This window comes from Shewanella rhizosphaerae, from assembly GCF_019457655.1.
Classification (GTDB): Bacteria; Pseudomonadota; Gammaproteobacteria; order Enterobacterales; family Shewanellaceae; genus Shewanella; species Shewanella loihica.
Genome location: NZ_CP080420.1, coordinates 2,493,204 through 2,516,757, shown reverse-complemented (window position 1 = coordinate 2,516,757; position 23,554 = coordinate 2,493,204). Strand labels below are relative to the sequence as shown.

The following is a 23,554-nucleotide window of genomic DNA, read 5'->3' as shown; positions in this document are numbered from 1 at the left end:
TTGGCTTGTTTTAGGCCGCGATCTGGCGTCACGACTCGTTAAGCGGCCAAATTGACCGCGAATATCTGCGCTTAAATTGGCTTAAGCGGCGACATTAAACTGCTCATTATCAGGTTTCTGACGGTTAAATCTATCGATTTTGTGTTTTGTTTGTAACAAATGTTTTGAGTTGGCTGTTTTTGCACCCTAGATGCACATAAATGTGGCAAAATGCGTCAATTCGACGTTAAAAATGATAATAACAGATGACTCTTAAACTCTCCCTTAAAGCCGCCAGCGCCCTAAGTCTATTGCTGAGCAGCGGCCTGGCTTTTGCCGCGCCTCAAGCCGATTCACAGCTTAGTGCTCAAGCCGATTCAGATGTAAGTGCTAAAGCCCCTCTACAAGCCGCGCCAAAGATCTCGGCCCTGGCCGACCGAGTGGCTAAATATGCGCTGGATACCTATGGCGATGAGACCATCTCCGCGCTGTCGACCCTGATCCCCTATAAGACGGTGGAAACAGAGGGGATGACCCCCTTGACCCATCCCGAATTTGTTGGTTTCAAGGCGCAGTTAAAGTCCCTGAGCCAGAGCCTGGGGCTGGATTACAGCGACCAAGGCTATGTGGTGCTCATCGGTCTGGGTGAAGGGGAGCAGAAACTTGGGGTGATCACACACGGCGATGTGCAGCCCGCCGATGGCAGTTTCTGGCAGCAAGACCCCTTTACTCTGGACAGTCAGTCACAGCCAGGCTTTCTGATTGGCCGCGGCACCGAAGATGACAAGGGGCCCATAGTTACCGCCATGTATGCCATGAAGGCGATCAAGGACAAGGGGCTAATTCTGAATAGGCGCATCGAGCTGCTGGTTTATCTGGCCGAAGAGTCAGATTGGGCGCCGCTGAAGGCCTTTTTGACCGAATTTACCCCCGCCGATATCAATATCACCATAGACGCCGAATATCCGGTCGTTACTGCCGAGAAGGGCTGGAGTGAAATTCGCCTGACTATTCCTAAGATGCCCAAGACGCCTAAGGATGGTATAGCAGCCTCTGGCGCGTCGGCCAGCCTAGATAGTTTTTCTGGCGGCGCCTTTGCCAGCCAGGTGCCCCAGCAGGCGGTGGCCAAGATCTCTGGGCTAGATATGAAGACAATCGCTGCGCTAAAGGAGAAGGCCAGCGCCCAGCAGGGGATGAAGTATCAATTTGAGCAGACCTCATCGGCAGGCCAGGTTAACGGACAGCTGATTATCACTGCCGAGGGCAAGTCGACCCACTCTTCTACGCCCGAGGCGGGCGTCAACGCCGTGACCCATCAGGCCGAGCTGTTGAAGGGGATTCATTTTGCGCGCAGCGAGGCGGCCCTCACGGCTGAGTTTATTCAGCAGATGGTGGGGTTAGGGCTCTATGGCGAGCAGTTTGGCGATATCGCCTATGAAGATGATTTTATGGGGCCCATGACCCTGGCCGCGACCTTGGTGAAGCCAAATGAGCAGGGCACAGAGATAGTGCTTAACCTGAGGCGCCCCGTGGGCAAGACGCCCGAGCAACTAGACCAAGAAACTCATCAGGCGCTGGAGAGCTGGCAGGCGCAGCAAAGTGTGTCGCTTAAGGGGGTCGAGACCTATTGGGGCGAGCCTAAATTGATGGATAAGGCGCCGCATCTGCAGACCCTGCTGTCGGTATTTGGTCACTTTACCGATACGCCATCGCCAAGGCCTGTGGCCATCGGCGGCTCGACCAACAGTAAGCTGTTTCCCAATGCACTAAGTTTTGGCCCCGCCATGCCCGGCGTCGAATATACCGGCCATAGCGAGCACGAATTCATCACCAAGGCGCAGTTTATGCTCAATCTACAGATGTATACCGCCGCCTTCGTCGAGCTGGCCGTATCGACAGAGGAGTTATCCGAGTAGGCTAAGCAAGGGACTAAGCAAAAGACTAAGCAAGCGGCTAAGACCGGGGCGCAGCGCACCAGCGATTAAAGCTTGCAAAATAACCTGACTGTTTTTAAGGTAATTTAGTCTTTGTTGATAATTATCAATGACTTTTTAATTGCGTTAGATAAGCATTGCTAACGTCTTTGTACCCAGAAGAACAATAATATGAAAAATAACCAACCTGTCACCCAGAAAGAGAAGGTGTTTGCCGCAGACACTATCTTGTTGTCGACCACAGACCTTAAGGGCAAGATCAAATACGCTAATGCTGGTTTTACTCAGGTGTCTGAGTTTACCCAGGATGAACTCTATCGCCAGCCCCACAATATTGTGCGCCACCCTGACATGCCGCCGGCGGCCTTCGAATCCATGTGGTCTCGCCTCAAGCAGGGCAAGCCCTGGATTGGCGTAGTGAAGAATCGCGCTAAGTCGGGAGATCACTACTGGGTCAACGCCTATGTGGCCCCAGTGCTGGAAGGCGGCCAGGTGCACGAATATCAATCGGTGCGCAGGAAGGCGACCCAGGCGCAGATAGATAACGCTCAGGCCCTCTATGGCGAGCTTAACGCCGGTAAACAGCCCCGTGCGCTAAAGGCGGCGCGCCTCGGTTTTGGCAAGCGTTTGGGCTTGGTCCTGCTGCTAAGCCTTGGCGTCGGCGTCGCGCTCGCCGGCTATTCGCCCCTGCTGGCACTGCTGCTGGCAGCGGGCCTGGGACTTGGCGGACTCTCTCTGATCCTCAAGCCCTTTAATGCCCTGGTGGAACAGGCGAGCGGCATCATAGACGATCCGCTGGCGACCGCCGTGTACTGTGGCCGTCAGGATGAGCTGGGCAAACTCAGCTTCGCCCTGCAGTATCTGCTGACAGAAACCGGCGGCGCCGTGGGACGCATGGCGGACTCGGCCGAGTCGATACAGGAACTCAGCGTCAGTCTGAATGAGACCATCAGTCATACCCGGGATCGCGCCGACAGTCAGAGCCAGCAGACCAGCCAGGCGGCTACCGCGGTGGAGGAGATGAGCGCCAGCTTTAACGAGGTGAGCCAGAATATCCAGCATGCGGCCGAAGAGATGTCGATGAGCCATGAGGCGGCCGAGAAGGGCCATGAGCTGCTAGTCGAGGTGATCCAGGCCATCAAGGGGCTGCATCAGGAGGTGAGCAACTTCTCCGCCGTGGTGGCCTCTATCGAGCAGGACAGTCAGGAGATCAATGAGGTACTGGAGGTGATACGGGGTATCGCCGAGCAGACCAACCTGTTGGCCCTCAATGCCGCCATCGAGGCGGCCCGCGCCGGTGAATCTGGCCGGGGTTTCGCCGTGGTTGCCGATGAGGTGCGCCAGCTCTCCAGCCGCACCAGCGAGTCGACCAGCCATATCGAGGCGATCGTCAGCAAGTTCAGAGACAGCACCTTAAAGGCGAGTCAGACCATGCAGGCGGGTCAGCGTCAGGCGCAGCACTCGGTAGGCTTGGCCCAGCAGGTGGATGCCTCTTTCGAGGAGCTGCGCGCCTCTATCGATAAGATCAATCAGATGAGCGATGCTAACGCCGCGGCCATGAGCCAGCAGACGGCGGTAGCCAGCGAGATCAGCCAGTCGATTCAGTTGATCAATGAGCTAGCCCTTGCCAGCCTGAGTCAGACTCAGGCCGCGGCAGAGCGGGGCGGTCAGGTGGCGCGCCTGTCGGCCAAGACTCATCATCTGTCTCAGCAGTTCTGGCGTCAGAGCCTGCGCATTAAGTAATAAAACATTGAGTAGCAATATTGAGTAAAGAAAAAGGGAAGCTTAGCTTCCCTTTTTCGTGGGTCATTCTAGTGCGAATGATACTAGTAACCCGCAGTCGCGCTGCCTGCGCGGCGAGGATCTGAGGCGCCAAACAGCCCTTCGTCTGTGATCATGATCGACTGAGTCGAGCCCATGGCATCTTTGACGCTGACCTTGTGACCTCTGGCTTCCAATAGCGAGATGGTGTCGCGATTGAGGCTCTTCTCCACTCTCAGCTCATCTGGCAGCCATTGGTGATGCACGCGGCTGGCGTAGCTGGCCTCGGCGATATTGAGTCCATGATCGATCACATTCATGATGATCTGTAGTGTGGTGTTGATGATGCGTGACCCACCTGGGCTGCCGGTGACGATGAAGGGCTTGCCATCTTTCATCACTATGGTGGGGCTCATAGAGCTGAGGGGGCGCTTGCCGCCTTCGACTGCATTGGCATCGCCGCCGATCAGGCCATAGCCGTTAGGCACGCCGGGTTTGGCTGAGAAATCGTCCATCTCGTTGTTGAGCAGAATGCCCGTGCCTTCGGCCACCAGGCCCGACCCATAACTGAAGTTCAGGGTGTAGGTGTTAGCCACCGCATTGCCCCACTTGTCGACCACAGAGTAGTGGGTGGTCTGTGGACTCTCGTAACCGGCGAGCTTGCCCGGAGCGATTTCGCTGCTTGGGGTGACGCGGTTGATGGCGATCCCCTTGGCGCGGGACTTGGCATAGTCTTTACTGATGAGCGCTTTCACCGGTACCTCAACAAAATCGGGATCCCCCAAATATTCACTGCGATCGGCATAGGCGCGTTTCATCACCTCGGCCATCAAATGCAGGGTATCGGCGGTATTGTGGCCTAACTTGGCGATGGGATAAGGCTCGAGCATGTTGAGCATTTCGATAATATGTATGCCACCGGATGAGGGGGGCGGCATGGAGATCACCTGGTAGCCGCGATACTCGCCCTGCACGGGTTGACGCTCGACCACACGATAGCCTTTAAGATCATCTAAGGTCATGATGCCGCCGGCCTGGGTGACGCTGGCGACTATCTTCTCGGCGGTCTCGCCCTCATAGAATCCCTTGCTGCCGTGCGTCTTGATCAGCTTGAGTGAGTGGGCCAGCGCTTTTTGGCTGAGGGTCTCGCCTATCTCGTAATTGCTGCCATCTGGGCGATAGAAGATCGCCTTGGAGCTTGGCCACTGGGAGATGCGGCGTTTAAGTCCGGCAAGGGAGGTCGCGAGATCCGGGGTGACTGTGATGCCTTGCTCGGCAAGCTTAATGGCGGGCTCGATCACCTGGGCCATGGTCATGGTGCCATATTTCTTAAGGGCCAGTTCCATTCCCATGACGGTGCCGGGTACGCCGACGGCCAGACCATGTTCGCGGCTGAGCTTGGCGACCGCATCACCTTGCTCGTTCAGGAAGATATCCTTGTGGGCGCGTTTAGGGGCAACCTCACGATAATCTATGGCGACCGTCTTATTCCCCTCTGCCAGATGCACCAGCATGAAACCGCCACCGCCTATGTTGCCGGCCCTTGGCAGGGTGACCGCCAGGGCAAAGCCGACGCCGACCGCCGCATCGACCGCGTTACCGCCTTGCTTGAGAATATCGACCCCGACTTGAGTGGCTACGGCCTCCTGGCTGGCCACCATGCCGTGTTTGGCCCAAACAGGTTGAACTGTGGCGCTGTGGCTATAGATGGAGGATTCGGTGGCCTGGGCAAATTGACCTGCGACGAGCGGCAGGCTGAGGCTGATGGCAAAGAGTAAGGTTTTTATTGGACGCACACGGGTTCCTTAATGATTAAAGTAATAAAAGTATTGCAATGAATACGCGCGTTAAGAGTAAGAAGAGTGATAAGAATATTAAGCGTGTTAAGCTACTGAGTCAGTTCTCTTGGTTTCAATGTGCCGATTATCACTGCTGAAATCAAGCCATCTTTTTAAGGAGCAGGTCTTGGCGGCATCATATTCTATTCAGTGTGTTAGTCAAATCGCTATCCTGGGAGCGCCTCTGTGGAATGCCCTGATGGCGATCGCGAATATGCAGGATCAGAACGGACCGGCTAACCCCTTTTGTCGTTATGAGTATCTACATGCCCTCGAGCTAAGCGGCTGCGTGGGGGAGCAGACGGGTTGGCGACCCATGCATCTTGTGGTCAGCGAGGCCGGGCAAATAGGGGAGAATAATCAGGCGAGTGCTCAGGGAGGTGACAGACAGATTGATCCCAGCAAGGTGCTCGCTGTGATGCCGCTCTATCTCAAGGGGCACTCCTATGGCGAGTATGTGTTCGATTGGGCCTGGGCCCAGGCCTATGAGCGCCACGGGCTCGAGTATTACCCTAAGCTGGTCAATGCTATCCCCTTTACCCCGGTGACGGGGTCGCGCATCGGCTTTAGAGGCGATCTGTCTGAGGCGCAAAAAGCTGAGCTGATTCGTAAAATTGGCGAGCATCTGGACTTGCTGGCCAAGTCCTGCTCGGCATCGAGCTGGCACAGCCTGTTTCTATTAGAAAGCGAGAGGCAGCCCTTGACGAGCCAAGGGCATCTTGAGCGCCTCGGCACTCAGTTTCACTGGTTTAATAAAGGTTATCAAAGCTTCGATGACTTTCTCTCTAGGCTTACCAGTCGCAGACGCAAGTCGATCCTCAAGGAGCGCCGGGCCATCACAAAAGCTGGGCTGAAATTTCGTTTCATCGACGGGGCCGAAATCACAGAGGATGAACTCACTCACTTTGTGCACTGCTATCAGCGCACCTATTACAAGCGCTCCGGCCATCAGGGCTATTTAAACGCCGCCTTTTTCAGCGCTGTCGTCAAAAACATGGCCGATAAGGTGCGCCTCTTAATGGTAGAGCGCCCGCAAGCTAGCAAGCTTGAAGCCCTGGCAGGGAGTGAGGCAGGGAGTGAGGCAAGGAGTGAGGCAAGGAGTGAGGTCGGGAGCAAGGCAGAGAAGGAGGCAGAGAGCGCGCAAGAAATCGAGCCCATCGCGGCGGCGCTCTATTTCGTCGGTAATGATTGCCTCTATGGCCGTTACTGGGGGGCTCTGGAGGAGATAGAGGGGCTGCATTTCGAGACCTGTTATTATCAGGGGATAGACTATGCCATCGCACAGGGCCTTAAGAAATTTGATGCCGGCGCCCAGGGAGAGCACAAGGTGCTCAGGGGCTTTGAGCCTATCCCTACCTATTCGGTGCATGAGATCTTACACAGTGATTTTCGCCGCGCCATAGCCGATTTCATCGAGCAGGAAGCGCAGGCGATGAAAATCTACATGAGTGAGCTTGAGGCCATTTTGCCCTTCAAGCGTGAGGGAGACTAGCTAAGTAAGCTAAGAAAGCTAAGAAAGCTAAGAAAGCTAAGAAAGCTAAGAAAGCTAAGAAAGCTAAGAAAGCTAAGAAAGCTAAGTAAGCTAAGTTAACTTAAGTTAAGCCTAGCCCAACGCCAGCCAGAAGCCGACCCCTATCATCAGGGAACCCGCGATGCGATTGAGCCACTTGATGTTATCGCCCTTCGCCAAAAACAACTTGAGCGACTTACCGCCGCTGGCGTAGGCCAGCATGCTGACAAATTCGGTCATCATGATGATCATCAGTAGCAGGCTCAGCTGCGGCGCCACCGCGCGCTCGACATCGATGAAGGGGGGCAGCAGAGAGATCATAAAGGCCCAACCCTTGGGGTTAGCGATGGCGGTGACAAAGCCCTGTGAGATCAAGGCCTGGTTGCTGATCTGTGTGTTTTGATCATCGAGACTCGCCATCTTGCCCTTGGCGCGCCACATCTGAATGCCGATATAGCCAAGATAGGCGCCGCCGACCCATTTGAGGACCTCGAAGATCTGCGGATAATTAAGCATCATGGCGGCGACTCCCATCACGGCGGCAATCGCCACCAGGGCCACACCGGCCAGCTCGCCTATCATCATCCACAGGGTGCGGCGCACCCCTATGCTCATGCCGAGGGTCATCGCCAGTGTCATGCACATCCCGGGTGTGATGGAGACGAAGAAGAAGGTGGGCAGAAAAACGGCAATAAGAATATGATCTGACATCTTGTGGTGCGATGAATGAGTGACTAGGCAGGCTAGTGTAGTGATTTATCGCCTCGCTGCAAAGCAAAAAACCAGCCGATGAGGCTGGTTTTTAGTGTCACATTGCTCTGTATGAGCCAGTGTTTAGAGTACGCCGCGACGCACCTGGTCACGCTCGATTGATTCGAACAGTGCCTTGAAGTTACCTTCGCCGAAGCCCAGGTTGTTCTTACGCTGGATGATCTCGATGAAGATAGGACCAAACAGGTTCTTGGTGAAGATCTGCAGCAGGTAGCCGTCCTCGTCACCGTCCACCAGGATCTGGTGATGTTTGATGCGCTCTCTGTCTTCGGTCACCTGTGGCAGCTTGTCGAAGATGGTGTCGTAGTATTCAGGGATGATATCCAGGGTCTGAATCGAGCTACCTTCCATCGCATCCAGTGAGGCTACGATGTCGCGGCTACGGAACGCCAGATGCTGCACGCCTGGGCCGTCGTATTCTCTCAGATACTCGTCGATCTGGTTTCTGTCATCGCCTTTACCTTCGTTGATTGGGATGCAGAAGCTGCCATCGGGAGAGCGAAGGGCATAAGAGATCAGTGCCGTCTGTGAACCCTTGATGTCGAAGTAGCGCACCTCGGTAAAGCCGAAGATATCTTTGTAGAAGTTTGACCAATGCTCCATGGTGCCTTTATAGACGTTGTTGGTCAGGTGGTCGACTTCGATAAAGCCTTTCTCTTGTACGATTTCTGGGTTTTCAAGATCGACAAAGTCGGTGGCGTAGATGTTGTTGTCGGCGCCGAAGGTGTCGATAAAGTAGATCAGGCTATCGCCGATGCCATAGATGGCCGGATAGGGCAGATCTTTCACTTCATCACCTGCAGGCTTGGCGCCACGGGCAACCGCACCCTCGAAAGCGAATTTGGCATCTTCTACGCGCCAGCCCATAGAGCTGATGGCAGCGCCGTGCTTCTTGGCAAACTCGGCAGAGAAGCCGCTCTTCTCGTTATTTAGCAGGAAGTTGATGTCGTTTTGCTTGTAGTAAACGATATCTTTTTGCTTATGCTTCTTCAGCTTAGAGAAGCCAAAGTCGATAAAGACCTTGTGCATAAAGTCGAGATCTGGGGTGCAAAACTCGGTAAATTCGATGCCCAGTAATCCCAGTGGATTTTGTTCGCTTGCCATGTGAGTATCCTCGTTCAATTTGTTACAACCACAGTCACTCTTTGGTGACTTGTCTGGCTATTCATTGTGATTCGGTGTGTACCGAACGGTATTAGTCTTCTAACCAAGAGCGGTTGTAGTCTTTACTCATGCAACCTTGTACATGTTGGGTTAGCTGCAGTGGAGCGAAGGTATCGACCATCACTGCGTATTCATAGGTCTCTTTCTTACCGACCGAAGCCTCGGTGCGGCCTGGTTGTGGTCCGTGTGGTACCCCTTTCTGATGTAGGGTCATGTAGCCGGCCTCGATGCCGGTGCGGCTCATGAAGTCGCCGTCGACATAGTAGAGCACTTCGTCGCTGTCGATATTGTTGTGGTAGTAAGGCGCCGGGATCGACTGCGGATGGAAGTCGTACGGGCGCGGCACAAAGTTACAGATAACGAAGTTGTGGGCGGTAAACACCAGATGATCCGACGGCGGCAGGTGGATCTGACCTACCTTAGGGGCGTAATCCTGAATGTTGAAAGCCCAAGGGTAGACACAGCCGTCCCAGCCCACGAGATCGAAGGGATGCCACTCAAGCTGTGTCAGCTGATACTTATCACCAAATTTACAGACCAAGGGGAAGGCGCCTTTCTCGACCACGGCTTCTTGCAGGCAAGGAACTCGGATGTCGCGCTCACAATAGGGAGCAGACTCAAGTAGCTGTCCGTACTCGTTTCTAAAATGCTTAGGCACTTCAACCATTGAGAAGGCTTCGATAACGAACAGGCGAACCTGGCTGTAATCGTCAAACTTAAGCTGATAGGTGGTGCCGCGCGGGATAACCAGGTAGTCCCACTTTTTCACCTCGAGCACACCATATTCACTGTAGAGCTTGCCCTGGCCTTCGTGGACGAAGATCACCTCGTCGGCGTAGGCATTGCGGTAAAACTCTTCGGTCGCCTCGGTGACCTTGGCGCTGTACATGGCCACGTCATTATTAAAGAAAATCTTGTTGCGCGCCGAGTAGAAGTTACCCTCGCGGTCGGCCAGCTTAGCGTCCAATTTATAGTTCTGAATCAAGGTGTCTTGCCAGGTTTGGCCGTGATTGACCTCGAACGGGCTCACTTCTAATGCCTTGGTCGGCATGTTGTGGTGATACTTGTTGGAGTAGATATTGGAGAAGCCATGGGTGGAGAAGAGTTCTTCCCGGTAGAGTTCACCATTCGCTTTCTTGAAGGTGATGTGGCGTTTATGGGGGATCTCCCCCTGTCTTACATAAAATGGCATGGCTTCTTTCCTTGGGTGCTTTAGCGGGCACACTTATGTTTATGTGATCTAAGTAACAATTTAGTTGCTGGCATGAACAAAAAAAAGAATAATAAATAGCTTAACACAATCTAAATTTTAGATGGTTGTCTTTTGTTTACGCTGAGGATGTGAGATGAAGATCGATGTGGAAGCCTTTAGGGTGTTGTCGATTCTGGTGGAAGAGGGCAGTTTCTCAAAGGCTGCCGAGCGATTGCACAAGGCGCAGTCGGCGGTAAGCTATCAGGTAAAGAAGCTTGAACAGCACCTGGGTGTAAAGCTTTTTTGTCGGGATCAGTATCGCGCGGAATTAACCCCAGAGGGTAAGGTGATCCTCGCCGAAGGTAAACGCTTGTTGCAATATCTTGGTAACATTGAACATTTAGCCAGCCGTTTCAGCGAAGGCTGGGAGCCTAAACTCGAGTTGGTGGTGGACGGTTCTCTGCCCATGGAGCCCATCATGCGGGCGCTGAAGCGGGTGTCTGAGCATAAGATCCCTACCAAGATCCAGCTCAACATGGAGTTTCTCGGTGGGGTACAACACAGGTTCGAGCGGGATAATGCCGATCTCATGTTGGTGAAAGACTATCGCACCGGGCCTAACTATCGGCCGCAGCCTCTGCCTGACATCAACAGCATACTGGTGGTGAGTCGCTCTCACCCCTTAGCCAAGGCCAAGGAGCTCAGCCTGTTTGAGTTGCTGCAGCATGTGGAGCTGACCATCGAGGATTCCTCCCCCGGCAAGATCCACAGCGATGAGCTGCAATTTGGCGGCGATAAGGTGTTTTACCTGTCTGGCTTTATTATGAAGAAGAATGCCCTGCTGATGGGACTGGGCTTTGGCTGGATGCCTGACTTTCTGATTAAAGAAGAGCTGGCCAGCGGTGAGTTACAGGAGCTGGATTTTCTCGGTGGCAGTCGTTACAGCTTTACCCCTCAGTTGGTATCGACCATGGAGCGCCCCTTAGGTCGCGCTGGGCGGCTCTTTACCAGCCTGATCCTGGAGGAGTTTAACCTTTACCAAGCCCAGGCCAGTCGTTAAAGCCGATATTTTTAGATCAAAAAAGCGAGCCGTTAAGCTCGCTTTTCTATATGGCTAGTCTTAATTGCAAGCCAGTCGTTAATAATAGCTAGTCGTTAATAATGTCTAGGATACGACGTGTCTTGTCGTGCAGTTTAATAAAGGTGCCATCGACATCTATGGTGATGTTGCCGTCACGGTCGATAGGCACATGGATCTTGCCGCGATCATAATAGTCATCAGACAGGTAATCGCCCCTGTGCAGTTTCTTCTGCCAGCCCGGTGGTAGCGGCTCGCCGCGGGCCACCTTCTTCTGCAATCCTGGTGGCAGGCTCTTTTCGTTATGGGCCTTGGCACCATGTTCATGCTTATCGTTTTTAGCCAGGGTTAGCGGCGAAAAACCGATAGACAGTCCCAGTAGGATAAGGCTAACGCCTGTGGTGTATTTCTTCATCTGAATTCTCCAGCGCAATCATTGCGTTCTCAGCTAGCATATGGTCTCGCCCTGTTAATGTCCAGCCAGTCAGGACCTTAACCATGTTCAGCTTGTATTCAGCATCTTCTCATTAACCTGGAGTTAAGTCATTGATAAAGCGCCGGGCGCACCAGGCTATTAGCCTCCTAGATAAGCTGTGGTACGGAGTATGCAAATTCTCTAGGTAAGAGGCTTAGCGAATGTCTCCTTTTAAGACTCAGCAAGCGTTTTATGAGATGTGAAGTCAGGTAGACGCCTAGAAAGTAAGGCGAAAGGCGTTAGGGCAATGGGGGCCGCTAAGGGCAACCAGTCCTTGGGACTAAGGAGTGCGATATGAAAAGTGTAATATCTTTGCAGATAGCAAATCTCTACTCTCAATATGCCACGCAGTTTGCCCGTGGCGATCAGGCCAGCAGTCAGCTGACGATGCAGGGCTTTGTCGAGCAGCTTGCTCAGCAGGGACTGTTACTCGATACCCTCAACTGGCAGGAGTGGTACCAAAATGCCCACCTTGTCGATAAGCCAGATTATATCCGCGAGGCGAGCTTCTATCAGTGCCGCTTGCTGTTAACCGCCATGAGCCGCTTGGAGCGTTTTAGCCGCGGCGTATTGGAAAACATGCGCAGGCAAGGGGTGTTGCTGGCGATACTGGAGCGGCTCAACGTACTTACCCACAAGAGCTGCGGGCGCGACCTCTTTGTGCTGGCCTAGCTTTGTGCTGGCCCAACTCTTTGTTTTGGCTTAGTTTTTGTTGGTTTGCCACCCTTTATTGGGCTAAGGCGCCTTAGCGCCCAAGCCATCATTGGTGGGGAATAAGCACTATTGGCGGGAAATAGCGCTAATGGTGGCAAATAGCCGCATATTAGCGGCTGTAACGCCAATCGCGCACCTTGGCGTCAAGCCAGGCGGCGCTGCGGGTCATCTGTTTCTGGCTCTTCTTTAGCCAGCCTCTGGCCCAGTGGTACTCCAGGCTTAATACGGCAAGTCCTATGGGGAGCAGTAACCAGGCCGGGCCAGGCAAGATAACCAGCGCCAACCCGAGTAGACAAAGTGCGCCGCCGATGACGGTGATCAAGGTTTTTCTCAGCATAAATACCTCATTTGACCTTCTCTCCTATACTTGTTTTGCATCATCTTGTTTATCCATGCCAGTGAAAATGTGTAACAAAAGGACATCTATGGCGCGATGGAGTGCGGCGAAACAGTGATTCGGGGGAAAGGTGTTGATGAGAACAGGCGGCTTTAACTTAAGCATAAAAAACGCGAATAGGCTGGCCTTGCTCTCTACGCCGCTATTGCCAGTACCGCTAATGCCAGTAAAGCTATGGCCAACGGTGCTACGACGCGTCCATTTACTGTTTGTCTCCATCTTCATCGCTACCTTGTTGTGTGTTGCTTCAGGCCCGAAGGCCGAGACCCTTAAGCTTTCCTCTTTAAATTGGCCACCCTATTCGGGGCCGACGCTGAAAGATGGCGGCGCCTGTGTCGTGGTGGCCAGAGCCGCGCTTGCCGCCATGGGCCATGAGCTTCAGGTGGACTATTTCCCTTGGAGCCGCACCGTGCGAGTAGTGACCCGGGACGACTCTGGCTATCAGGGCTATTTCCCCGAGTATCATCACCCAACCGATAAATTCATCTTCTCCGACTCCATGGGACAGAGTCCCCTTGGGATCTTGGAGCAGAGCCAGCACCCCATTACCTGGTCGCGGGTGCAGGATCTCAATGCCTACACCTTGGGCGTGGTCAGAGACTATGTGAACACCCAGGCGCTCGATGAGATGATTGCCATCGGTGCCCAGCCGGTAGAGCTGGTAAGCTCAGATGAACACAATATCCGCAAGGTGGCCACTGGAAGGGTTCAGGGCGCCGTCATGGATCTCTATGTCTATCAATTTCTCATCGAGCAGCCACACCTGAACGAACTCAAAACCAGGCTGCAATTTAACAAGCAGTTACTGGAGTCGAAACAGCTCTATATCGCCTTTAGAAACACCCCAGAGGGGCGCAGGTGGCGAGAGATCTATAACGCCGGCCTGGCCCGTATCCAAGTCGAGCAGCTCCTCAAAGATTACCTGCAAAGCCTCTAGTTCGCCGTCCCGTAGTAATCCTGATTCGCTTCTGCTGCCGAGGTTCGTGAACTCCCCTCCAGCCCCTAAATCAAGCCTTTAAGGTTTTTAAGCCTTGGCCGTGATCGTTTGACCTATAGGGGTCAGACTCAGCAGCGCCAGTTTAAGATGCTGAATACCAAAAGGGATCCCTATGATGGTGACGAAACAGGCCAGTGCGTGGGTGATATGGCCGATGGCGAGCCAGATCCCAAATAGGAGGAACCAGACGATGTTACCTACCATGCCGAGCGGGCCAGTACCTATATCATCGACCCCTTGCAGCGCGCGGCGATTAACGTTTTGCTGACCAAAGGGCCAGAAGGCCATCTCACCGATAACGAAACAGGCACGGCCGAAGGGGATGCCTATGATGCTGATAAAACAGAGCAGGCCCGCCAGCCACCAGGCCAGCCCCATCACGAAGCCGCCTAAAATAAACCATGCAATATTAAAGATTAAGCGCAGTAGTGCCATGAAGAGCTCCTTGTTGCAGTGCTTTTATTGTTGTTAAGGCATTGGCCTTAAATTAGATCTACTAGGGAATAAGCGAAAACCATGCCATGTTATATCTGTATGTTTTTATTGATTATTGTGTTGGTGTGATTCTGGAGTGTTGACATAATATGCCAAAAGTCGGTCAAATTACGCATTTGCCGTTAAAGGGTGTACACTCTGGCGCGTCATTTCATTCAGGCCCGATAACATGAAGCTTAGCCACACGCCCGTAGAGGCTGTCTGCCTTGGGGAGCACAAGGTTTATGTGAAGCGCGACGATCTGCTGCATCCCGAGTTTTCCGGTAATAAGGCGCGTAAGTTTGCCTATTTCCTCGAGAACGACTTCCCCTCTGTTAGGCAACTGATTGGCTATGGCTCGCCCCAGGCCAACTCCCTCTATTCGCTTTCGGCCCTGGCTAAGCTCAAGGGGTGGCGGCTGGATTTCTACGTGGACCATCTCCCCAGTTATCTGACGGAGCACCCCTGCGGCAACTACCTCGCCGCGTTAGATAACGGCGCCAACATAATAGATCTCTCGAGCAAGAGCGACAGAGATGGCCTGGATAGCGAAGCTTATATAAGGCAAAGGGTGTTGACGGGCAGCGATGAGCAGCTGTTTGTGCCAGAAGGCGGGCGCTGCGCCTTTGCCGAGCCGGGCGTCGCCCAGCTTGCCCGCGAGATAGCCAGCTGGAAAAGCGCGCAGCCCCTTAACGAGTTAGTGGTGTTTCTGCCATCCGGCACAGGCACCACGGCGCTCTATCTGCAGAAACAGTTCCTAGCTATAGATCCCAGCATAAGCGTCATGACCTGCGCCGTGGTGGGGGGCGATGAGTATCTTAAGAAGCAATTTTTAGCGCTTGAGCAAGACGAAGCGCTGCATCCTCAGATAGTCCCGGCCGCTAAGCGCTACCACTTTGGCAAGCTGTACCCTGAGTTTTACCAGATGTGGCATGAACTCGAGTCGACGGGGATAGCGTTTGAGCTGCTCTACGATCCTCTTGGCTGGCTTTGCCTCAAGCAGCTGTGGCAACAGGGGTTAGCTGCGCCCGTGCTCTATCTGCACCAAGGGGGCCTGCTGGGTAATCAATCTATGCTGCCTAGGTATAGGCGTAAGTTTGGTGAGCTAGAGAGATAAATGCCATTTGGCCAGGTCGGTACCTGTGAAAGGGGTACAACCTGAGCCAAATGTTACCTGCTGAGTCGTTGACGAATGGGGTCAATCCTACTTGTTGCCTGGGCAACCTTCGATACGTGTGAGAGGAGGTGTATCGAATAGCGTGGGGGTTATTTGTTGCTTGAGAGCAACCATTTCATAAATTGCAGGGCGTCGGTACGCTTAGCAAAAGTTTGTTTGTTTTTTCCTAGGCTATCGGTAAATGCGATAGAGGATTTGTTGACTGAAATTGAGTCCACCGGGAAGTTTACCGTGATCTCATGACCGTTAACTTTGTACGACATAGGCCATACTCCTTATTACTATAACTGCCTTGTGGCAGTAAAAATTTAACAAATAATAGATCCTTAGCTGTTGCGAAAGATGAATTAAATCCTTTCTGAGACTACCCAGCCTAATTTAAATAATCAAGTGATCTGCCTCGCTAAAGCCGTTGCTTGCGCCCTAAACAGGGGCTTTTCACCGGATTGGACACAGTAAATCATCAATAAATGACAATAGTGTGACGAGATAACTGCGAGTTGTTGAAGCGATGACTATGCGATGATTTAGAGTCTAGCGATGCAAAACTTGAAGGCAGAAAACTTAAAGCAGGGTACTGCAGAAGGAACGCATTATAATCTCGGCGGCGTACTTGTCAATATTTAATCAATTCTGTCGATTTGACCACGCCCATAGCGATGAAAAGGCCCGTTCCTGCTTAGCTTTCTACTGTGCAATTTAGGAATAAATGCTAATATTTCTAGGCGCTTGTTAACAATTAAGGGGACTGGGATGCGCTTTGTTGTTTGGCAGTTTATGTTGGTGATGAGTTTTTTTGTCGGCAGCGCCTGGAGCGCGGCGCCAAATAGTTTGGTGGGGGCCTTAAGCGATGCCGCCGCCGACAGTGGTCAGAGCCAATTTGTGCGCTCGGTTGAGCACTTCGATTATCAGGACAGCCTGCAGCGTGATACCCCAAGGGGCACGGTAGAAGGCTTTATGGCGGCGGTTTACGAGCAGGATTATGAGAAGGCAGCAGAATATCTGGATCTGCGTTACCTGCCCGAGGGGATGTCGGCCAGCAAAGGCGCCGAATATGCTAAGCAGCTACAGCTGATCATAGAGCGTAATCTCTGGCTCGACCTGGGACAGCTCAACGATACCCCACTTGGGCAGGATAACGATCAGCTTCCTGCCTATCGGGATCTCTTCGGCCGGGTCGCGCTGCAGAGCGATCAGATCGCCCTCTATCTACAGCGGGTGCCCAGCGAAGGCGGCACCATCTGGAAGGTCTCCAACGCTACCGTCGCCAAGGTGCCACAGCTCTATCAAAACCTGGGCTATGGACCCGTGGCAGAGTGGTTTGTCAATCATATCCCCGAGGGGCGCTGGTTTAACGTCAACCTGTGGGAGTGGACCCTGCTGCTGGCGTATCTGATCACCGCATTTCTGGTGATGGTGCCCATTACTTGGATCATCAAGCGCGTGATCTTGCTAACCCAATATGAGCTTAAAGAGGAACTGGCCTATATCGTCGCCGGGCCATTGCGTTTGCTGGCGGCCGTGTTACTGGTCAGAGCCTGGGTGTCTCACAGCAGCATCTCTCCGGCGGCAATCGAGATGATAGACACGGGATTCTTGTTAGTGTCGGCCATCATCTGGTTTGGCTGGAGCGCCATGGGGATCTTTCAGCAGGGCCTGAAGAAGCGTTGGAAAGAGCAGGGCAAAGATCAGGCCGCGTCTTTGCTCAGGCCGCTGACCAATTTCCTGCGGGTGATCTTCGTGATCATGGCGGTGCTGTTATGGCTCGAACACCTAGGCTTTAACGCCAGCGCCATCATCGCCGGCATGGGCATAGGGGGCATCGCCATTGCGCTCGCCTCCAAGCAGTCGATTGAGAATTTTATCGGCACCATTACCCTCTATTCCGCGGCGCCGATTAAGGTGGGCAACCTGTGTAAGTTTGGTAGCATCAGCGGCACGGTCGAGGAGATAGGCCTGCGCTGCACTCAGATCCGCACCTTGGACAGGACGCTTATCCATGTGCCTAACGCCAAGTTGGTGGAGATGGAGATCGAAAACATCTCCCAGCGCGAGAAGATCCGTTTCAAGGCGGATATTCGCCTCGATTATGCGGTGACCACCTCGGAGCAGCTCAAGGCGATTGTCGCCGAGATTAAAGCCATGCTCGAAGAGCATGAGCTGGTGCTCAAAGAGCCCCTTCGGGTCACCTTTAAGGGCTTCGGTCTCCATGGTCTACAGGTCAATGTGCTGGCCTATATCGGCACCAAGAGTTTTCCCACCTTTCAGTTGGCATCTGAAGAGTTACATTTAAAAATCATGGATATAGTGGTGAAGAATGGCTCTCGCATCGTGCCTGTGGCGCCCGTTGCCCTGAATAATGGATAAATGTTAAAGCTGTGATCTCTGGGTCTTGATGTAGGCTCGAAATCCGGGGATCATGGCTATAATTAATGGCGTATCGCGTCCATCACATCATGACGTAGTGAGAATTGTATGGCTAAAGTGCTAGAGAGTGTCGATCAGCGTACCCAGTTGGTTGGCGAAAACCGTCTCGAGCTGTTGCTGTTTCGTATCAATGCGACGCAGCTGTTTGCGATTAATGTGTTTAAGGTCAAAGAGGTGGTTAAGCTGCCAAAGCTGAGCGCCTTGCCCGGTAGCCATCCTAGCATCAAGGGGGTCGCCAACATTCGTGGCACCTCGATTCCCGTCATCGATCTTCGCGCGGCCATCGGTTTTCAGCCCATGAACAGCGACCAGGAAGCGAACCTGATTATCACCGAATATAACCGCAGCGTGCAGGGCTTCATGGTGGGCAAGGTCGACCATATCATTAATATGACCTGGAGCGACATCATGCCGCCGCCTAAGAGCACAGGCAGTCATAACTATCTGACCGCCATTACTAAGGTGGAGGTGGATGGCGCGACCCGTCTGGTCTCCATTATCGATGTGGAGAAGGTGCTGGCGGAAATCGTTCACTATGATATCGCCATCTCGGAAGGGGTGTTGGATGAGGCCTTGGTGGACAAGATGATAGGGCGTAAGATCTTGATCGCCGACGACTCTGCTACGGCCCGCCGTCAGGTGAAAGACACGCTCGCCCCGCTGGGGATCGAGGTGATAGAGACCTCTGATGGCCTGCAGGCGCTTAAGCTGTTGAAGCGCTGGTGCGATGAGGGGCGTGATATCAACCAAGAGATACTCATGCTGATCACCGACGCCGAGATGCCCGAAATGGACGGTTATCGTCTCACCTATGAGGTACGTAACGACAAGCGGATGGCCAATCTCTTTATTACCCTCAATACCTCGCTGAGTGGCAGCTTTAACAATGCCATGGTGGAGAAGGTGGGATGCGATCGCTTTATCTCAAAATTCCAGCCGGATCTGCTGGTGGATGTGGTGCAGGAGCGTCTACGTACTCAGTTGCCCGAACAGGTAAATTAAGCGGAAAGCTTTTAGTAGCATTGGCTTTTTATCGCCTAGTTAATCAAGGTCTAGCTATTCATCGTCTAACGAATCATGGTCGAGGGCCTGCTCGGCAAGGATATCTCGCAATACCTGACACTTGACCACGGCGGTGGAGACGATGTTGATCCTGGCGATGCGCACCGCGTAGCCGAAACGGTCGCGGCCGACGGCAGCCAGCAACTGATGCAGGAAGGCCTTATCAAGCCCCAGCATCTTGGCGTAATGTTCCACGGCCTTGGCCAGCGACGAGAATTGCACGCCATCGAACTCAAAACCGCCGCCATAACCTGCGGTGTCAAGTGGGATCCCCCTGAGGCTGAGGGGCCAGGGGGCAACGCTCACCCGCGCCTTGGCGACCTGATACATAAACCAGGCGCTCTTCTTAAAGCCTTCGAACACCTTACAGCTAAAGTCCGACTCTTCGAGCTCCTCTTGGGTCCAGTTTTCGCCTATTGCCAAGTGTTTGGCATAGCGGCGCATTAACTCATCTTTAACTGCGGCGTGGCAGTCCCAGATAGAGCTGAGCGGTGCCTTCTCGGCGATTTGCAGGCATTCTTTACAGGCGGGAACCGCTAGCGAGGGGTGAGGGCAATGGCCCAAGGCGTGATAGTCAAACTGATGAGCACAGGGCTCGGCGCAGAACCAGCAGGTGTGGCGTCTGTCGAAGGGGATGTCGACCAGGGGCAGGCTTGCAGACAAGGGCTATCCCCTGTCTGCTACTTGGCATAAGCGCATATTAAAGCGCAAGCTCTGGGCCTACTCTTGCTCTATGTCGACCAGGCTCTTGGCCAGGGTGATAGGATCTAACTCTAGGCATTCCTGCTCGGCGACCCAGTCGATACCCACTAATACGCCGTCATCGTGCAGATCTTGAATCCAGTATTCCAGCAGCTCTTCCAGTGGAATGGGAGCCGGCTGATAATCCTGCCATTCTTCAGTGCAGTGTACCTTGGCCTGTGCTTCGCTAGACCACAGCGGCATCACATCCGTCTCTTCATATTCTGACGAGTCACACACGACCCAACCTTCGCCAGTTTCATCTTGCAGGCCCCAAACGGCTTGCTGCTCTTTTACGTTGTCGATAAAGCTTGCTAAAACGGGACTATTGTCTGTCATTTGAGTGTCTGTCATGTGAGTTCTCTTAGAGTGGGTAAAATCGAGCCCATTATACGCGATGTGGCTAACGAGCCAAGCGCTAGGTGACCCGATCAGTCCACTATTTATCCGCTCACGGGGCAAACTGGTCTTAGTTCGAATAATTAATCATAAATCATTTAGTATAAGTGCCTCGAGTCGTTATCATGTCTGGGGAAGGTCTGGTTTCTCGCCGGCTGCAGATCATTAAGTTTCTTATTTTTTTAGCCGTTTTCTCTTGGAGTCTCTATTTTGAAAAAATTGCTCACCTTTGCATCCCTGATCCTGGCAACCGGCTTGCCAAGCCTTAGCGTGCTCGCCCAAGATTTTGATACCTGCGTCAGTGCACTCAAGCAAAAAGCGCTGGCCGCCGGGGTGTCGAGCAAGACGGTAGAAGAGGGTTTGGGTCAGGTGAAGTTTGTGACCAGGGTGATTGAGCTGGATAAGAAGCAGCCGGAATTTAGTCAGACCTTCGACAACTATTTCTCCAAGCGGGTTACCGACTGGCGGGTTCAGGAGGGCAGACGTCTGCTTAAGCAGCATGGCCCGCTGCTGCATAAGTTGCAGCAGGAATATGGCATTCCGCCCCAGTATCTGGTGGCCTTCTGGGGACTGGAAACCAATTTCGGTTCTTATAAAGGCAAGATGCCGGTGATTGACTCCCTGACAACCCTTGCCTGCGATCCGAGACGTAGCGATTATTTTACGGGTGAATTAATTCAGGCGTTGAAGCTTAAAGAGGCCTACCAATTTGATAACGCCCAGATGCAAGGCTCTTGGGCCGGCGCCATGGGGCACACTCAGTTTATGCCCTCGGCCTATGCCAAGTATGCGGTGGACGCCGATGGTGACGGCAAGGCCGATCTGTTTAACAGTACTCAGGATGCCCTGTCGAGTGCGGCTAACTTCCTGAATAATCTCGGTTGGATGCGCAACGAGCGCTGGGGCCGCGAGGTAAGCTTGCCTAAGGATTATGATTTTCGGCATCTTGGCCGTAACGATAAACAAAGTTTAACGACCTGGGCCGGTTTAGGGATCACTCAGGCCAATGGCCGCGCGCTGTCGACCCCCGACATGCAAGCCGCCCTCTATCTTCCGGCCGGGCATACGGGGCCTGCTTTCTTAGGTTATGCCAACTTCGATGTGATCATGCGCTGGAACCGCTCAGAGTTTTACGCCATCGCCGTCGGGCATCTGGCCGATCGTATCAATGGTGGCGCTCGCCTGCATGTGGCGCCGCCGAAACATGACAACATCAGCCGCGACAAGCTTAAGCAGTTGCAGGCCAAACTCAACGAGAAGGGTTATGAGGTGGGTAAGCCTGATGGCGTGCTCGGGGTCAACTCCCGCGCTGGCCTGCAGGCCTTTCAGCGAAGTATTGGCCTGGTGGCCGATGGTTTTCCAAGCGATGAGACCTTCAGCGCCCTGGGCATCAAATAGTGCTAACCATTATGATTGCATCTCGCTAAGAATTACATTAGCTTAAGATTTTGGCCGGGCAATTTGCTCGGCCATTTGTTAATGACAGCATTTTATACCAATCGTAGTAAATAACTGATCATGCTAGCTTGTTAAAACGTCCGATAACGGTGTTATTATTTTTGCTTGTAGAATAACTACTTATCAAAAAATTCTGCCTTGTTCTCGGCTGTTTTTCCTACGCTATTTCTGATCACTTATTTACCGTGATTGGTATTACGAGTGGCAATAAAGGTAGCAATATGGATGCGATGGAGAGTTTGTCATTTGCCCAGCGGCAACGTCTGGCGTTTATCGACTTTAGTTTGCAGTATTTTGGCCAGGTATCGCGCCAGGACTTGATCGCCAAATTCGCCACAGGCCTGGCGGCGGCGACCCGGGATTTCGCCAGCTACCGCGAGTTGGCGCCCCACAACATGGAGCTGGTGCATCAGACCAAGCGTTACCATAGGCGCGCCGAGTTTACCCCCCTGTTTGACCATGATCCCGAGGCGATCCTCCATGGATTGGCCAATGGCTTCGGCGACGGGCTATCCCATCCGGTGACGCCAAGTAGCGTCTGTCTGGATGCGGTGCAGCTTATTCATCCCGATACCAATATTATCGCCGCCGTGATGCGCGCCATCGCCCATAAGCAGGCGATCGCCGTGACCTATGTGTCGGTGTCATCGGGAGAGACTCAAAGAGAGCTGGTGCCGCACACCCTGGTGAATAACGGACAGCGCTGGCATGTGCGCTGTTTCGATCGCACCCATCAGGTGTTTACCGACTTTGTGGTGACCCGCTTCAAGGTGGTGGCTCAGAGCGCCACAGAGCCTTTCGATCATGAGCTGCAAGATAAGGATGGCTACTGGCAGAAGCTGGTCTCTCTGGTGTTGATCCCCCATCCCAGCCTGAAGCATCCCGAGGCGATTGCACTTGACTATCAGATGAGCGAGGGGGAGTTGGTGCTCAATTGCCGCGCCGCCCTGGCCGGTTATCTGCTGCGCCAGTGGAGCGTAGACTGCTCGGCCCAGCATCAGATCCGCAGCGGCGTGTGTCAGCTGGCGCTAAAGAACCATGCCATCTTAAGCGAGATAGAGCATCTGGCCATAGTGCCGGGCGCCAAGGCATAACAGGCGTAGCGCCCCGGGGGAAGTTTTGCTAAGCTTCGCCCACTTGATAAAAAGAGACTAACTAAGGACGCTTGATGAGCATTAAAGACGATATGGTCGTGCAGTTTAACTACACCTTACGCGATGAAGCAGGTGAAGTGCTCGAAACCAACGAAGGATTAGATCCTATTGCCTACCTACATGGGCATGACAACATGATGCCTGGCGTCGAGAAGGCGATGGAAGGTAAGGCTGTGGGCGAGAAGTTTTCTGTGACCCTGCCACCGGAAGAAACCTATGGCGTGCGTAACGAAAACGGCGAGCAGCGCGTGTCTATTAAGCATCTGCAAGGCGCGAAAGTGTGGAAGCCTGGCATGCGTGCCATCGTGAGCACAGACCAGGGGCAGCGCCAGGTGACCGTACTCAAGGTGGGTAAGTTTATGGCGACCGTGGATATCAACCATCCTCTGGCTGGCCGCGAACTGACCTTTGATCTTGAGGTTGTCGACGCGCGCGAGGCGACTGCCGAAGAGATCGCCCACGGTCACGCCCATGGGGTCGGCGGTCACCACCACTAGAATGGTCACGGCCATTAGACTAGTGGCGATTACCTGAATAACCATAGAGACCCGGGCGAACCTGGGTCTTTGCATATCTAACGGGGAAGTAAGCTGTGGTCATCGAATTTTCAGGGGGACGGATAATCGTCTCGCCCCAAGAGGTGCTGGTAAAACTCACCACAGGTGTCAGCCTCTATGCCATGGCCGATGATCTGCGTCTGCTCAGCGCCGGCAACATCATGGTGGCCGATGCGGGCGCGGTGCGTTGGCACCTCTCCTTAGACGATGCAAATCAGCTAGGCGATATCGCCGAGTGTCTCGGTGTCGATATCGCCTAGCTGCGTTTGATTTTTACTTCATCAGTTGCTGCCCA

Annotated in this window: 23 protein-coding genes; 13 read left to right on the top strand and 10 right to left on the bottom strand. The window is 53.4% G+C overall.

Features of this window, described 5'->3' with window-relative positions; all coding sequences use genetic code 11:
- Positions 1-245: 245 nt before the first annotated feature.
- Positions 246-1,895, top strand: coding sequence for a dipeptidase (locus K0I63_RS11205; protein ID WP_220081088.1), 1,650 nt, complete (start codon positions 246-248; stop codon positions 1,893-1,895).
- A gap of 189 nt (positions 1,896-2,084) precedes the next feature.
- Entirely contained in the window at positions 2,085-3,656 is a 1,572-nt protein-coding gene (locus tag K0I63_RS11200; protein ID WP_220081087.1) for a methyl-accepting chemotaxis protein, read from the top strand.
- Between the two features lie 83 nt (positions 3,657-3,739).
- Here K0I63_RS11200 and ggt read toward each other — a convergent pair whose 3' ends face one another.
- A complete protein-coding gene (gene ggt / locus K0I63_RS11195; protein ID WP_220081086.1) occupies positions 3,740-5,470 on the bottom strand; it encodes a gamma-glutamyltransferase in 1,731 nt (576 codons plus the stop codon).
- Between the two features lie 118 nt (positions 5,471-5,588).
- On the opposite strand from ggt, the gene K0I63_RS11190 reads away from it, so the two are divergent.
- Positions 5,589-7,004: a GNAT family N-acetyltransferase gene (locus K0I63_RS11190; RefSeq protein ID WP_220081085.1), complete on the top strand. Its 1,416-nt coding sequence runs from the start codon at positions 5,589-5,591 to the stop codon at positions 7,002-7,004.
- Positions 7,005-7,115: 111 nt separating this feature from the next.
- Here the strand turns inward: K0I63_RS11190 and K0I63_RS11185 are convergent, their stop codons facing one another.
- From K0I63_RS11185 to K0I63_RS11175, 3 genes are all read right to left on the bottom strand, one after another.
- Positions 7,116-7,733: a LysE family translocator gene (locus K0I63_RS11185; protein ID WP_220081084.1), complete on the bottom strand. Its 618-nt coding sequence runs from the start codon at positions 7,731-7,733 to the stop codon at positions 7,116-7,118.
- Between the two features lie 123 nt (positions 7,734-7,856).
- A complete protein-coding gene (hppD, locus tag K0I63_RS11180; protein WP_011865953.1) occupies positions 7,857-8,897 on the bottom strand; it encodes a 4-hydroxyphenylpyruvate dioxygenase in 1,041 nt (346 codons plus the stop codon).
- A gap of 91 nt (positions 8,898-8,988) precedes the next feature.
- Complete coding sequence (locus tag K0I63_RS11175; RefSeq protein ID WP_220081083.1) at positions 8,989-10,149, bottom strand: homogentisate 1,2-dioxygenase; 1,161 nt, start codon at positions 10,147-10,149, stop codon at positions 8,989-8,991.
- Positions 10,150-10,303: 154 nt separating this feature from the next.
- Here K0I63_RS11175 and K0I63_RS11170 point away from each other — a divergent pair, with 154 nt between their 5' ends.
- Positions 10,304-11,209, top strand: coding sequence for a LysR family transcriptional regulator (locus K0I63_RS11170; RefSeq protein WP_220081082.1), 906 nt, complete (start codon positions 10,304-10,306; stop codon positions 11,207-11,209).
- A gap of 88 nt (positions 11,210-11,297) precedes the next feature.
- On the opposite strand, the gene K0I63_RS11165 is transcribed toward K0I63_RS11170, so the two are convergent.
- On the bottom strand, positions 11,298-11,642 hold the full coding sequence (locus K0I63_RS11165; protein ID WP_220081081.1) for a hypothetical protein: 345 nt from the start codon (positions 11,640-11,642) through the stop codon (positions 11,298-11,300).
- A gap of 354 nt (positions 11,643-11,996) precedes the next feature.
- On the opposite strand from K0I63_RS11165, the gene K0I63_RS11160 reads away from it, so the two are divergent.
- Positions 11,997-12,374: a DUF6508 domain-containing protein gene (locus tag K0I63_RS11160; protein WP_220042595.1), complete on the top strand. Its 378-nt coding sequence runs from the start codon at positions 11,997-11,999 to the stop codon at positions 12,372-12,374.
- Between the two features lie 151 nt (positions 12,375-12,525).
- On the opposite strand, the gene K0I63_RS11155 is transcribed toward K0I63_RS11160, so the two are convergent.
- Positions 12,526-12,753 (bottom strand): PGPGW domain-containing protein, encoded by a 228-nt coding sequence (locus K0I63_RS11155; RefSeq protein ID WP_011865948.1) that lies wholly within the window; start codon positions 12,751-12,753, stop codon positions 12,526-12,528.
- A 220-nt stretch (positions 12,754-12,973) separates the two neighbouring features.
- Between K0I63_RS11155 and K0I63_RS11150 the strand changes: the two genes are divergently transcribed.
- Positions 12,974-13,750, top strand: a complete 777-nt coding sequence (locus tag K0I63_RS11150) for a substrate-binding periplasmic protein (RefSeq protein WP_350354942.1) — start codon at positions 12,974-12,976, stop codon at positions 13,748-13,750.
- A gap of 87 nt (positions 13,751-13,837) precedes the next feature.
- Here the strand turns inward: K0I63_RS11150 and K0I63_RS11145 are convergent, their stop codons facing one another.
- Positions 13,838-14,245 carry a YccF domain-containing protein gene (locus K0I63_RS11145; protein WP_011865946.1) on the bottom strand — a complete coding sequence of 136 codons (408 nt, stop codon included), beginning with the start codon at positions 14,243-14,245 and terminating at the stop codon, positions 13,838-13,840.
- 229 nt (positions 14,246-14,474) lie between these two features.
- On the opposite strand from K0I63_RS11145, the gene K0I63_RS11140 reads away from it, so the two are divergent.
- Positions 14,475-15,401, top strand: coding sequence for a 1-aminocyclopropane-1-carboxylate deaminase/D-cysteine desulfhydrase (locus K0I63_RS11140; RefSeq protein WP_220081080.1), 927 nt, complete (start codon positions 14,475-14,477; stop codon positions 15,399-15,401).
- 149 nt (positions 15,402-15,550) lie between these two features.
- Here K0I63_RS11140 and K0I63_RS11135 read toward each other — a convergent pair whose 3' ends face one another.
- Complete coding sequence (locus tag K0I63_RS11135; protein WP_011865944.1) at positions 15,551-15,724, bottom strand: hypothetical protein; 174 nt, start codon at positions 15,722-15,724, stop codon at positions 15,551-15,553.
- A 490-nt stretch (positions 15,725-16,214) separates the two neighbouring features.
- On the opposite strand from K0I63_RS11135, the gene K0I63_RS11130 reads away from it, so the two are divergent.
- A complete protein-coding gene (locus K0I63_RS11130; protein ID WP_220042592.1) occupies positions 16,215-17,828 on the top strand; it encodes a mechanosensitive ion channel family protein in 1,614 nt (537 codons plus the stop codon).
- A gap of 108 nt (positions 17,829-17,936) precedes the next feature.
- Positions 17,937-18,890, top strand: a complete 954-nt coding sequence (locus tag K0I63_RS11125; protein ID WP_011865942.1) for a chemotaxis protein CheV — start codon at positions 17,937-17,939, stop codon at positions 18,888-18,890.
- Positions 18,891-18,944: 54 nt separating this feature from the next.
- On the opposite strand, the gene K0I63_RS11120 is transcribed toward K0I63_RS11125, so the two are convergent.
- Together K0I63_RS11120 and K0I63_RS11115 are read right to left on the bottom strand one after the other, a co-directional pair.
- Entirely contained in the window at positions 18,945-19,613 is a 669-nt protein-coding gene (locus K0I63_RS11120) for a hypothetical protein (protein WP_220081079.1), read from the bottom strand.
- Between the two features lie 57 nt (positions 19,614-19,670).
- On the bottom strand, positions 19,671-20,045 hold the full coding sequence (locus tag K0I63_RS11115) for a DUF2750 domain-containing protein (protein ID WP_409928975.1): 375 nt from the start codon (positions 20,043-20,045) through the stop codon (positions 19,671-19,673).
- A 255-nt stretch (positions 20,046-20,300) separates the two neighbouring features.
- Between K0I63_RS11115 and K0I63_RS11110 the strand changes: the two genes are divergently transcribed.
- The 4 genes from K0I63_RS11110 (at position 20,301) to K0I63_RS11095 (ending at position 23,519) form a co-directional block, all read left to right on the top strand.
- Complete coding sequence (locus K0I63_RS11110) at positions 20,301-21,488, top strand: lytic murein transglycosylase (protein WP_220081078.1); 1,188 nt, start codon at positions 20,301-20,303, stop codon at positions 21,486-21,488.
- A gap of 281 nt (positions 21,489-21,769) precedes the next feature.
- Positions 21,770-22,642, top strand: coding sequence for a WYL domain-containing protein (locus tag K0I63_RS11105; protein ID WP_220081077.1), 873 nt, complete (start codon positions 21,770-21,772; stop codon positions 22,640-22,642).
- A gap of 74 nt (positions 22,643-22,716) precedes the next feature.
- Complete coding sequence (locus K0I63_RS11100) at positions 22,717-23,199, top strand: FKBP-type peptidyl-prolyl cis-trans isomerase (RefSeq protein ID WP_011865937.1); 483 nt, start codon at positions 22,717-22,719, stop codon at positions 23,197-23,199.
- Between the two features lie 95 nt (positions 23,200-23,294).
- Positions 23,295-23,519, top strand: a complete 225-nt coding sequence (locus K0I63_RS11095) for a DUF3389 family protein (protein WP_220081076.1) — start codon at positions 23,295-23,297, stop codon at positions 23,517-23,519.
- The last annotated feature ends 35 nt before the right edge of the window (positions 23,520-23,554 follow it).